We start from the raw sequence: 12,673 nt of genomic DNA, 5'->3' as shown, positions 1-12,673 counted from the left end.
CTTATCTCCTTTGGTCCAGGCCCATTACCGCCGTAATGGTCTTCGTGGGAATCAGCATATTACCGTCGGTCAAGGCGATGTGAATCTTTTTGTCCGCTTTCAGCGTTCGAATCAGCGGCCATTGATGCTCGAGACCGAAATCCGCAAAGCCAGGCGAAAAGCGGGGGTGTGTGGTTAGATTGTAAAGAGCGGCAGCCTCCTTTACCTCTCGGCAGTAGCTGTTGGCGTAAGTTTCAAGTACTTCCGTGGCGCAAGCATCGGTAATAAAGGCGTCGGTCTTCGACACAATGGTGAGCCGGTTAATGAGTCTGTCCACGGCGGCTCCGAGGGTAATGGCGAAGAGCACGACATAATCGCTGGTCTTTAAGTTCTCGGCCAGTACGCGGCTTTCCGTTTGAAAAGTACCGAAGCGAAGAAGATTTTCCTCGCGGCTTACGGGGCGAAGCTCCGCAGTTTTTGTAATTTGTGCGGTCTCCAGGAGACGCTTTAAATTTCGCTCCACATCCCTTTTGGTTTCCTCGTCGGGTTCGTTGCCTTCGAGTCTCATATAGCGGTAAATCTCTCGGCGTCTGAAATCTTCATATTTAATTTCCGGAAGGTGGTGAATGGCGGGGAGTTCGATCATCTGAAAAGGCTCCCGATATCATTTACAATGCGCTCGGCAATGGCGGGCTTGTTCATGGTGTACACGTGGACGCCGTCAATGCCGCGAGCGGCGAGATCCGCCATTTGATGCTCGGCGAAAGTAAGGCCCGCATCGAACATGGCCTCTTTATTGTCGCCGAAACGCGCCACCATATCCGTCAAAGTGCGGGGAAGTTTGGCGCCGCTTAAATCGGCGATGCGGCGGATTTGACCGGCGGCGGTAATGGGCATAATGCCTGCGATGACGGGAATGTCGATGCCCTTTGCCCGCACGGCGTCTAAGAAGCGGTAGAAGACCTCGTTGTCGAAAAACATTTGAGTGGTTAAAAAATCGGCTCCGGCGTCGACTTTTTCCTTTAAGTATTCGATCTCCTCTTCCATCGTAAGGGCGGGATTATTGCCCTCGGGGAAACAGGCGCAGCCGATGGTAAAATCGCCTCGTTCTTTAAAATATCGGACCATGTCCTTTGCGTAGGGAAAGTAGGCGTCTTCGCCCAGCTCCCTTTTGGAATCCCCGCCTAAAACCAAGAGATTGTGAATATTCGCCTCCCGAAGTTCTTTTAGCCGATCTTCCAGTTCCGTTTTCGGAATGCCCGAGCAGGTCAAGTGGGCGATAGAAGGCACGCCCATAATATCGGATACCGCCTTTGCAATTTCTACCGTCTGATCGCCGCCGCTTCCGTCGGCTTTAAAGGTAACGGACATAAAATCCGGCTCGTAACCTACCATTCGCGAAGCTGCCGCCATCACGGACTTTAAAGTCATTCGCTCGTTAGGCGGAAAGATCTCGAAGGATAATTTAGTAGTCGAGTCGTCGAAATAATTTCTAATATGCATAGTTACCTCCAATGGGAAAAATAAATTTTTTCTATTCTACCACTTTTTTCGGGACAAGTGTAGATTAGAAAAAATATACACGCGTTGGACAATGTAACTGATGACAAAAAGTGTGAGCTCCACAAAGAGTTTTGCGATACTCGGGTTGAAATTGAGGGTTTTTCCGTAAAGATAAAGGAGAAGATTGTTCGTCGTGAGAAGGACTATGACGAGTAAACCGTACTGTAGGGCGTCTCTCGCCAAATTGTCTCTCGATTCGAAGACATATTTACGATTCAAGTAAAAATTAAAACAGCAACTGATGATTCGCGCCGCCACATTGGAAAAGAATAAGGGCGAGTAGGATGTTAGGCCCCTTATGGAGTAAAAGAATAAGTTGAAAAGGCCGTAATCTAATAGGAAACTTAAAAAGCCGCTGACGGCAAATAAAATAGCTTGGCCCTTGTCGAGAAGCGTGCGAAATATTCGAACGGAATCCAGGATCGTGTTGTAGTGGGAGGTGGAGTTCTCTTCGTCTCTATAAATAGTTTCGATAGGCACCTGAATGATTTTTTTATTTGTTTTTGCCCATAGAAGAAGTTGTTTCATTTCGTACTCGTAGCGTTCTCCGTCCACTTCCAGCATAAATGGAAGGAATTCTCGTGAGAAAGCACGGAGCCCGGTTTGCGTATCTTCCAGATTTTCCACTCCCGTAAGGAGAGCGAAGAACTTTGCCGTCATGCGATTGCCGATTCTGGAACGTAGAGGCGTGTTTTCGGGGAAAGAACGCACGCCCAAAATCAGAGCATGGGGATCCCGGTCCAAGGCATTTAAAGTGGCTAAGGTATCGGCGACGGCGTGTTGGCCGTCGGCATCGGCAGTAACGATCCGCTCGATATCTTCCATAGAATGGCGGATATAGTCCATGGCAAATTTCATGGCGTAACCTTTTCCGTGATTTTCTCCGTAAGATAGAAGCGTAATGCGTTGATCTAAAGAGTCGAAAATCTTACGGCAGGAAGGAGAAGAGCCGTCGTCGACGACGAGGACCTGAAGCCCTTCATTTAGAAGTGCATTTGTAAAGTCCAATAAAGTTTCATCAGGCTCAAAAGCGGGAATCATAACGAGATTATTCTGTTGCGTTTGTTTATCCATGGTGTCCTTTCGGGATTTCAGAAAAATTCACGGGAAGAACCTCTTCTAAAAAATTCATAACATCCTCCCGACGTTTGCCTGTGAGATGAATGGCCAGGCTTCCTTCGCCGTCGTCGCAAATATTGCCATTTAATTTACGCATGAGTTGGCGAACCGTAGCGGCATTTCCGTCCAAAACCTCGACGCCGCCCGGGAGGAGCTCTGAAAATAAATCCCTATACCAGATGAAATGGGTACATCCCAAAACTACGGCGCTGTAATCGGCGAGATCGAAGGAAGATAAAATAGATTCCAAATCGGCGCGCACATCGGTGGTATCAAATTCCAATCGTTCGGCGAAGTCTACGAGATTGGGAAGAGGAAGAATATCCACGAGATGATCGTTGTCGAAACGTTCCACGAGAGACTGAAGTCTCTCCGAACGGCTCGTGCCTTCGGTAGAGAGTACGAGAATTCGCTTATTTGATCCGTCTCGTTCGATGGCGGGTTTGACTGCAGGCTCCATTCCTACAATGGGAAGACGGTAGCGCTTCCGCAAATAGTCCGCCGCCGTGACTGTCGCCGTATTGCAGGCGAGCAACACGGCCTTGGGATTGTACGGCGCCACGAAGTTCATCATATCGTCTAAATAGCTCTTTATAGTTTCGGGATCCTTCGGGCCGTAGGGTACGTGCAAGGTATCGCCGTAATAAATAAAATGTTCGCAGGGCATGGCGTGAATCGCTTCAATAAGTGCCGTAATGCCGCCGAGCCCGGAGTCGAAAACAACAATGCTTTCCATGAAACACTTCCTTTCTGCCTTATTATATCAAATTAAAATCAGGGAACTTTCGCTGAAAAGTAAAAAAGGGTACAAAAAAAGCCGCCTTACGGCGGCCGGTTTGGTGGAGATGAGGAGGATCGAACTCCTTACCTCTTGAATGCCATTCAAGCGCTCTCCCAAGTGAGCTACACCCCCACGAGCTACTTTTATAGTATATGGAAGTGTAAAGAGAATGTCAAGCCATTATTTTAGAATCGAAATCAGGGCGTTACTTCCGAAATCCGGCTTGTCTCTTCGATAAGAATGGTAGCGAGGATCGGTAAAGGTGTCGGCCGAATTGACGGTAATGTGATCGTCGGGAATGCCCATTTGCTGAAGCATGCGAATGTGAGTAAGCTTCAAGTCGATGTAATCGCGGTCTTTATCAAAATAGCGAATCACTTCCCGGTGGAAGGGGAAGGCGTCGCGCCAAGCCGCGCTTACTTCTTTTCCCACCTCAAAACTCTCTCTGCCGATGCAAGGGCCGATATAGGCATAAATATTTTTCGGTGAAGAACCGTAGCGATTCCTCATAGTATCGATGGCGATTTGGGGAAGTTTTTTTACCGTCGGTCGCCACCCGGAATGGATGCACGCTTGTACACCCTTTATAGGATCGTATAGGAGCACCGGCGTGCAGTCGGAGATACGGGAGACGAGAGCGATCCCTTTTTTTGCGGTAATGAGGGCGTCGGTATCGGGGACGATGCGGAAGCCGAAATAATCTTCCTCATCGTGGGCATCGTCTAATACCACGCAGTGATCGGAATGGGTTTGGTTCATAAAATAAACGCGATCACTCTCTACATTTAAATGATTTAAGAAAGATCTGACATTATCGCCGAGCCCCTTTTCTCCGAGGGAGGCGCTAAAATCGTAAGGTCTTTTAGAAATATCGAATCGCAAGGCTTTAAAATCTCTTATTTTCATGGTATTTACCGCCTTTCCAACTCCATAGCCATTCGTTATAATATGACGTGGAGGAATCGAATGAATAAACGCATGAGGAGACTGCTCCTCTTTTTATGTATTATAATCGCTCTGGCTTTTGGAATCAAAAAACTTTCCATTATAAGCTATCGACCTGTTTCCGTGTTCACTGAAAAGACGAAACATGATATTACGGATATGACCATTTTAAAAGGCGGAAAGCTGGCCACTTTCGACGGCGATGCCCTGGTTTTTTACAGAGGAAGCGATAAAAAAATCGTGGACCGTATGGGCGAGGGACAGAAGGCTTTTTTCGGAGAAGACGACGCAATGCTCTACGACGAGAGTATAAAAAAGCTTACGGTCTTCAGCCCCGAGGGGAAAGAGCGTCAGTCCTACTATTTAGAGGGAGAACTGTTCCATGCCGATGTACAAAACGGCGTGCGGCTTTTCCATTGTCGCTACGACGACGGAGAAAAGCTCTTTATCGCCTCAGACAGCGGCAGTTTAAATTCCGTTTTCGAGACGAAAAATTATATTTTAGATTTTCAATTTAAAGACGAAAAGCATTTTACCATTACGGAGCTTTCCAACACGGCCAACGGCTATAAGACCACAGTCTATATCGAAAACGGAAAGCGGGACAAAGCCCGAATGGAAAATACGGAATTCCCTATGGAAGTGGCCATGCGCATAGTGGAAGGTCGCTATCCTGTCATCGTCACGGAAAAGCATCTTTACGGACTGGATAAAGAGCTGATTACGGAGACGACCCCCATCCTATCGGATATTATCTATCATCGAAATAAACTTTACACACTCCATAGCGGCATTTTAAGTCGCCACGGAAAAGATTTAAAAGAAATCGAGCGTCATGTAATGGAGGGAAATGTAGATCGTCTGGCGACTGTAGGAGAGGAGCTTTTCGCCTACGGCAATCGGGAAATATTAGGACGGGCAAACTCCGAGCATCCTTACCACATCCGATTTAGTGACACACAGGAAAAAGTAGAACTGAAAGACGGCTACATCGCCACCTACGGCCATAAGACAATCGCTCTTTACCGGTTAAAACCCAGTCTCTTCAGATCTAAAGAAATTCAAACTTTATCAAGTGAAGACTAAAAATGAGGTGAAAACTTGAAAGAAATAAGGCAGCTTATGGAAGCTGTTCACGATATTTTTTACAAATCGAACGGCAGACTGAATATATTCGGAATGATCGTAGCAGGCGTGGTTTTATTTATTATTGCCCACGTTATTGTGCGTTCGGTCAGTCAGTTTGTGGCGTCCTATGTGGAACGTCATGAAATCAAAAACCCTAAAAATACGAATAAACAAAGAGTAAAAACCCTAACGAATATTTTAGGAAATCTCGCGAAATACGGAGTCTATCTAATCGCCCTCATGATCTTTTTAGATCTTTGCAGAGTGAACACTTCGACTCTCCTCGCCACGGCGGGCGTGGGTTCCATTGCCATCGCCATGGGGGCGCAGGTCATGATTCGAGATCTGATCACGGGGTTTTTCATCATCTTCGACGATCAATATCGAGTGGGGGAATACGTTGAGTTTGCGGGAAAGGCCGGTTATGTAGAGGCTTTAAATATTCGAACGACGATTATTAAAGATTTCGACGGTGCCAGACACATTATCCCGAACTCGGAAATTCGCATCGTAACCAATCGTGCCCGCGGCGCCAAGAGAGCGAAAGTCGTGGTGCCGGTACACAAAAAGGAAGACCCCGATCGCGTCATTGCCGCTTTTAGAGAATCGATTAAAAAGATCAAGAGCATTTACCCGGATGCTCGAGCGGAAGTATGGGGTACCACGGATTTTATTTCCGGAGGTTATGAAATTACCGTCGTCGCTTGGGACGACCCGGCCCTGCAATTCGATCTCGAGTTCGATTTGAGAAAGTGCTTGATTCAGGCGATGAACGATTACAATATTCAAATACCTTCGGTTCGCTACGAAAAGACAAGAGAGGAGGTGGCCAATGGCTAGATTATTTTACGAAAAAGGCGACGTGGTCAGTCTTAAAAAAGGCCACCCCTGTGGAGAAAATCTATGGGAAATTTTAAGAACAGGCGTGGATATTAAATTGGAATGCACAGGTTGCAATCGCACGATTTGGATGACGCGCATGGAATTTGAAAAGCGGGTGCGTAAAATTCGGGAAGGGGACAAAATGGTATCCATCGTCCACCACCGACCTGATGAATCGAAAGATGCCGAAACTCGAGAATAGTTTTGTGAAATAATGGCGATTTATTGCGATTACAGGAACTATTTGTTAAAATAGTAAGTTAGTGAAAGGAACGTGTATACATTTATGTCTCTATTAGATAAAGTGTTCGGCACCTATTCGGATCGCGAAATTAAAAAGATCCGTCCGACCATGGAAAAAGTCCTGGCCTTGGATGCCGACATGCAAAAATTAACCGATGAACAATTAAAAAATAAAACGAAAGAATTTCAAGATCGCGTCGCCGGGGGCGAATCCCTGGACGATATCTTGCCCGAGGCTTTTGCCGTCGTAAGAGAAGCGGCTTTCCGCGTCCTCGGCATGAAACACTTCCCTGTGCAAATTCTGGGGGGTATTATTCTCCACCAAGGTCGTATCGCCGAGATGAAAACCGGTGAAGGTAAGACCCTTGTGGCAACTTTACCTGCTTATTTAAACGCATTGGCAGGAAAGGGAACCCACGTCGTAACCGTCAACGATTACTTGGCGGAACGGGATAAATCCTGGATGGGAAAAGTTTACTCCTTCTTAGGTCTGAGCGTAGGGTGTATTCTCCACGACATGAGCCCGGAAGAACGAAAAGAAGCCTACAACGCGGACATTACCTACGGTACTAATAATGAATTCGGCTTCGATTACCTGCGGGATAACATGGTCGTGTATCAGGAAAACCAAGTTCAACGCGAACTTTATTTCTGTATCGTCGACGAAGTGGACTCCATCTTAATCGACGAAGCCCGTACTCCGCTTATTATCTCCGGTCAAGGGGATGAATCCACCGAACTCTATACTCAAGCTAAAAACTTCGTGGATACATTAAGCTTCAGAGTGAAAGATCAGTCGGAAGAAGCGGAAGATCGCTTTAACCGCGAATTCCGTAATGAAACCGTGGATTACGTCATCGACGAAAAGCAAAAGACCGCGACTCTCACGGAAATCGGTACGAACAAGGCGCAACAATATTTCGGCATCGATAATTTAACCGATACAGATAATACGGAATTGCTCCACCATATTCACCAAGCCCTTAAAGCCAAGGGCACCATGCACAAAGATATCGACTATGTTATCGAGGACGGCGAAATCATTATCGTCGACGAATTTACCGGTCGTTTAATGTACGGTCGCCGTTATTCCGACGGCCTGCACCAAGCCATCGAGGCGAAGGAAGGCATCGAAGTACGCGCCGAGTCCAAGACTCTCGCGACTGTAACTTTCCAAAACTTCTTCCGTATGTACAAAAAGCTCGCCGGTATGACCGGTACCGCTATGACGGAGGAATCTGAATTCCGCGAAATCTACAATATCGACGTAGTGGAAATCCCCACGAACAAACCGGTTATTCGTGACGACCAAAACGACGCTATCTACCGTTCGGAAGATGCCAAGTTTAAGGCCGTAGCCAATGAGATTGCCGAGCGCCACGAAAAGGGACAACCTGTCCTGGTAGGTACGGTATCCATCGAAAAATCGGAAAAACTTTCTTCTTATTTAAAGAAACGCGGCATTCCTCATAAAGTATTGAATGCGAAGCGCCATAGACAAGAGTCTGAAATCGTCGCTCAAGCCGGTCGTTTCGGATCGGTAACCATCGCAACCAATATGGCCGGTCGTGGTACGGACATCGTCTTAGGCGGCAATCCCGAACACATGGCCAAGGAAAAGATGGAACGTGAAGGCTTTGAGCCGGACATGATCGAAGCGGCGGACAGCTACTACGAAACCGACGATCAGGAAATTTTAAATGCGAGAGCGCGCTTTGCCGAGCTTCGCGACGAAATTAAAAAAGAAACCGACGAAGAAAAAGTTAAGGTAATCGGCGCAGGCGGCCTCCATATTATCGGTACGGAACGTCACGAATCCCGTCGGATCGACAACCAATTGCGCGGCCGTTCCGGTCGTCAAGGGGACGAAGGTTCTACGAAGTTCTATATCTCCGCCGACGACGATCTGATCCGTCTCTTTGCCGGCGATCGCTTTAAAAATGTTATGGAAGGCATCGACGCTCCGGAAGACGAGCCCATCGAAGCACGTATGTTGACGCGACTCATTGAATCCGCTCAACGCAAGGTAGAAGGCAACAACTTCAGTATTCGTAAAAACGTCCTTCAATACGACGACGTTATGAACAAGCAACGTGAGGTTATTTACACCGAACGTGAAAAAGTTCTAAAGGGCGGCGATCTTCGCGACGATATTATGTCCATGATGTTGGATCTTATCGACGACACGATAAACTTCAATGTAAAAGTCAATGAGAAACACAATAAATACATCGACTACGAGGGGATCTATCACTTTGGTAGAGATACTTTCGACTTCGATGAAGATTTCTTAGACGGCCACACATCAGCCGACGCCGAGGAATTAAAACGCTTCATGAAAGAAGAAGCCAAGGCGAAATACGCGGAAAAAGAAGGAGAATTCGGCGACGACGCCTTCCGCGAAGTGGAACGTGTCGTACTCTTGAGAGTTGTGGACCAAAAATGGATGGACCACATCGACGCCATGGATCAATTGCGTCAAGGTATCGGTCTTCGCGCCGTCGGTCAAATCGACCCGGTTCGCGCCTATGCCGAAGAAGGTTTCGATATGTTCGAAGCCATGAACGAAAGCATTCGCGAAGAAACGGTCCGCCTCTTATTCCACGTTCAAAACCCCGAACGTATGGAACGTAAACAAGTGGCGCAAGAAGTAAAAACCGTGAATCCGGACTCCGGCGTACAAGAGCCGGTTCGTCGCACGAGTAAAAAAGTGGGACGAAACGACCCCTGTCCCTGCGGCAGCGGTAAAAAATACAAACACTGCCACGGAAAAAATGCCTAAGTGTTGAGAAAGGATCCCTTATGGAACAAAATTTATATTTGGATCGAGGGAGACTTGAAGAGATCAAGGAACTCGTCCATCGTCTGGCGGACAGCCTGGACGTCGAAAGTTTAAGGGCGGAATACGAAAAGCTCACGGAAAAAACTATGGAACCCGGATTCTGGGATGACTCGGAAGCGGCGCAAAAGATTATTCGCGAGCAAAATAATATAAAATCCAAAACCGACGTCTACGACGAATTGATGGAAGCCATCGAGGAGTCGGAAGTGGCGTTGGAACTTATGGAGGAAGAAGAGGACGACGGCCTATACGAGAATCTGAAGAAAGATTTAAACGCCATCGACAAAAAGGCCCGGGAATTTAAGATCCAAACCCTTTTAAACGGCGAGTACGACATGAACAACGCCATCCTCTCACTTCACGCCGGGGCCGGCGGAACGGAAGCTCAAGATTGGGCGAGTATGCTCCTTCGCATGTACACGCGTTATGCCGAGAGCAAGGGCTATTCCGTAGAGATTATGGACATGTTAAATGAAGACGAGGCGGGGATTAAATCGGCGACTATTCGCGTCACCGGTCCCCACGCCTACGGTTATTTAAAATCGGAAAAAGGCGTCCATCGATTGGTACGCATTTCACCTTTCGATGCGGCGAAAAAACGGCATACTTCCTTCACATCTCTGGACGTCTATCCCGAACTGGACGACGATATGGAAGTGGAGATCAATTCCGAAGATATTAAGGTAGACACTTACCGGGCATCCGGTGCAGGCGGCCAGCACGTCAACACGACGGATTCCGCCGTAAGAATCACCCATATTCCCACGGGCATCGTCGTACAGTGCCAAAACGAGCGCAGCCAAATTCAAAACCGCGAACAGGCGATGAAAATGCTGCAGGCGAAACTCGTGGCCCTCAAAGAGGAAGAGCAGAAAGAAAAAATAGAAGACCTGGCGGGCAACTATTCTCAAATCGCCTGGGGTTCTCAAATACGTTCCTACGTCTTCCACCCTTACACCATGGTGAAAGATCACAGAACCGGCGCGGAAGTCGGCGATGTAAGTCGCGTTATGGACGGCGACTTGGATCCCTTTATCAACGCGTATCTGGAAGACAATGCAGAGGCATAATGTAAAAGGAGAGGGAGACCTCTCCTTTTTCGAATGGAGGCTTTATGAATATAGCGCAAATCTTATCCCAAGAATTCAATACACCGGTGGATAAAATCGAGGCCACTCTGAAACTCTTGGAAGAAGGTAATACGGTACCCTTTATTGCGCGGTACCGAAAAGAAGTGACGGGCAATTTACAAGACGAAGTCTTGCGTAAAATGGAAAGCAGAAAAGCAGATCTGGAAAAAGTCGACGAGCGTCGCCAAACGGTTTTAAACACCATCGAGGGTCAGGGCAAATTAACCGACGAATTAAAAAAAGAAATCGACGGCGCCCTCGACCTGCAAACTCTCGAAGACCTTTACCGCCCCTATAAGCCCAAGCGCCGCACCCGCGCCACCATTGCCGAAGAAAAAGGCCTTCGCCCCTTGGCGGAGAATTTTATGGGCGAGGGAACCATGGAAGAATTTCTACAATCCGTCGAATCATTTGAAGGATTGCCGAAAGAAGAGATTTTGGAAGGCGTTTCGGATATTGTGGCGGAGGAAATGGCCAACGATGCCGGTGTCAGAAGGCTTTTAAAAAGTTACATTCGTCGCCGTGGAAAATTAATTTCCGAAGTGGGGAAAGAACCCAATCCCGATTACGCCATGTACGAAACTTTTTCCGCTCCCTTCAAGGATGTAAAAAATCACAATATCCTCGCCATCAATCGGGGAGAGAATGAGGGAGCCTTAAGAGTAAAGATCGAATGTGACGAAGATACCCTGGTCTCCATGATGTGCCAAATTTTAAAACCGGTGAAAGATAAGCGGGAAATGATGGAAACTATCGCAAGAGACGCCTTAAGTCGCCTTCTGTTCCCTTCCTTGGAACGAGAACTTCGGAGAGATTTAAAAGAACAGGCGGAAGAATCGGCCATCGAAGTATTTGCGGCGAACTTAAAGCCTCTCCTTCTCCTGCCGCCTCTGGGGCACAAAGTCGTGCTCGGTATCGACCCGGGGTATCGCACGGGTTGTAAGGTGGCAGTAGTGGATGAGAACGGAAAGTTCCTCGATAACAGTGTCATCTATCCGGTACCGCCTATGCAAAAAATAGCAGAAGCGAAAAAGATCATTATGGATCTCGCAAAAAAATACGGAGTGGAAGTTATCGCCATCGGGAGCGGCACGGCCAGCTACGAAACCGAGCAATTCGTAGCGGAACTTATCGCAGAAAAGAACTTAGATATATCCTACGCCATCGTGAATGAAGACGGCGCCAGTGTCTATTCCGCATCGGAGCTGGGTATCGAGGAATTCCCCGATCTCGACGTTACCGTAAGAGGCGCTATTTCTATTGCACGCCGCTTGCAGGATCCCTTAGCGGAGCTTGTAAAAATCGAACCACGCCATATTGGCGTCGGCCAATATCAACACGATCTCAATAAAAAAGCTCTGGACGATCGTTTGGAAGGAGTAGTGGAAAGTGCTGTAAACGAAGTGGGAGTGGATATCAACCTCGCTTCCGTACCATTACTTTCTTTCGTATCCGGTATCGCCAGCAATGTAGCGAAAAATATCGTAAGTTACCGAGAAGAAAACGGCGCCTTTACCGATCGCAAGCAATTTAAAAAAGTAAAAGGTCTCGGAGAAAAGGCCTTTAAACAATCGGCGGGCTTTTTGCGCATTGCAAGCGGTGATAATGTACTGGATCAAACCGGCGTTCATCCGGAATCCTATCCCATCGCCGAACTTATTATGCGGGAAGGCGAGCTCAACGAGGAAGAGCGAAAGCAATTGGAAGAAGCGGGAAACTACACGGTGGAAGACATTCGCAACGAGCTCAAAAAACCGGGCAGGGATATACGCGGCGGCAGCGACGATGTCGGTCTTCGCCGCACGGCCCTCACCATGGAAGAATTGACCCCGGGATTGGAGCTGGACGGCGTAGTCACCAATGTTGTGGACTTCGGCGCCTTCGTAGATATCGGCGTAAAAAAAGAGGGACTACTTCATGTTTCAAGAATATTAAAGCGCGGACAGGGTAGTATTTATAATAAGCTGAAAGTAGGCGATCGCCTAAAAGTACAGATTCTTGAGGTGGATAAAGAACGGGGACGTATCTCCATCGATTATGCGCCGAAACATTCTTAAGGAG

The 12,673-nt window shown here is 47.6% G+C and carries 11 protein-coding genes and 1 tRNA gene; 6 read left to right on the top strand and 6 right to left on the bottom strand.

Going from position 1 to position 12,673, the window contains the following annotated elements:
• Nucleotide 1: 1 nt before the first annotated feature.
• From PEPTYR26121_RS03165 to PEPTYR26121_RS03140, 6 genes are all read right to left on the bottom strand, one after another.
• Nucleotides 2–625, bottom strand: coding sequence for a hypothetical protein (locus tag PEPTYR26121_RS03165; RefSeq protein ID WP_180499120.1), 624 nt, complete (start codon nt 623–625; stop codon nt 2–4).
• Nucleotides 622–1,482, bottom strand: a complete 861-nt coding sequence (locus PEPTYR26121_RS03160) for a methylenetetrahydrofolate reductase (protein ID WP_180499118.1) — start codon at nt 1,480–1,482, stop codon at nt 622–624. The genes PEPTYR26121_RS03165 and PEPTYR26121_RS03160 overlap by 4 nt, the downstream gene beginning before the upstream one ends.
• Before the next feature lie 36 nt (nt 1,483–1,518).
• Entirely contained in the window at nt 1,519–2,616 is a 1,098-nt protein-coding gene (locus PEPTYR26121_RS03155) for a bifunctional glycosyltransferase family 2/GtrA family protein (protein ID WP_180499116.1), read from the bottom strand.
• Nucleotides 2,609–3,397: a glutamate racemase gene (gene murI, locus PEPTYR26121_RS03150; protein WP_180499114.1), complete on the bottom strand. Its 789-nt coding sequence runs from the start codon at nt 3,395–3,397 to the stop codon at nt 2,609–2,611. The genes PEPTYR26121_RS03155 and murI overlap by 8 nt, the downstream gene beginning before the upstream one ends.
• A gap of 101 nt (nt 3,398–3,498) precedes the next feature.
• Nucleotides 3,499–3,574 (bottom strand) — tRNA-Ala (locus PEPTYR26121_RS03145).
• A 48-nt stretch (nt 3,575–3,622) separates the two neighbouring features.
• A complete protein-coding gene (locus PEPTYR26121_RS03140) occupies nt 3,623–4,348 on the bottom strand; it encodes a purine nucleoside phosphorylase YfiH/LACC1 family protein (protein ID WP_180499112.1) in 726 nt (241 codons plus the stop codon).
• A 60-nt stretch (nt 4,349–4,408) separates the two neighbouring features.
• On the opposite strand from PEPTYR26121_RS03140, the gene PEPTYR26121_RS03135 reads away from it, so the two are divergent.
• From PEPTYR26121_RS03135 to PEPTYR26121_RS03110, 6 genes are all read left to right on the top strand, one after another.
• Nucleotides 4,409–5,473, top strand: a complete 1,065-nt coding sequence (locus PEPTYR26121_RS03135; RefSeq protein WP_180499110.1) for a hypothetical protein — start codon at nt 4,409–4,411, stop codon at nt 5,471–5,473.
• A gap of 15 nt (nt 5,474–5,488) precedes the next feature.
• Nucleotides 5,489–6,355, top strand: a complete 867-nt coding sequence (locus PEPTYR26121_RS03130; protein WP_180499108.1) for a mechanosensitive ion channel family protein — start codon at nt 5,489–5,491, stop codon at nt 6,353–6,355.
• A complete protein-coding gene (locus PEPTYR26121_RS03125) occupies nt 6,348–6,599 on the top strand; it encodes a DUF951 domain-containing protein (protein ID WP_180499106.1) in 252 nt (83 codons plus the stop codon). The genes PEPTYR26121_RS03130 and PEPTYR26121_RS03125 overlap by 8 nt, the downstream gene beginning before the upstream one ends.
• A gap of 84 nt (nt 6,600–6,683) precedes the next feature.
• Entirely contained in the window at nt 6,684–9,422 is a 2,739-nt protein-coding gene (gene secA / locus PEPTYR26121_RS03120; protein ID WP_180499104.1) for a preprotein translocase subunit SecA, read from the top strand.
• 20 nt (nt 9,423–9,442) lie between these two features.
• The gene (gene prfB / locus PEPTYR26121_RS03115) at nt 9,443–10,552 is read left to right on the top strand and encodes a peptide chain release factor 2 (protein ID WP_180499102.1); all 1,110 of its coding nucleotides are present in this window, start codon (nt 9,443–9,445) and stop codon (nt 10,550–10,552) included.
• A 44-nt stretch (nt 10,553–10,596) separates the two neighbouring features.
• Nucleotides 10,597–12,669, top strand: coding sequence for a helix-hairpin-helix domain-containing protein (locus PEPTYR26121_RS03110; protein WP_180499100.1), 2,073 nt, complete (start codon nt 10,597–10,599; stop codon nt 12,667–12,669).
• The last annotated feature ends 4 nt before the right edge of the window (nt 12,670–12,673 follow it).

Source organism: Aedoeadaptatus nemausensis, from assembly GCF_903819165.1.
GTDB classification, from domain to species: domain Bacteria; phylum Bacillota; class Clostridia; order Tissierellales; family Peptoniphilaceae; genus Aedoeadaptatus; species Aedoeadaptatus nemausensis.
Note: the sequence above shows the minus strand (reverse complement) of the source record. Positions and strands in the feature narration are given on the sequence as shown.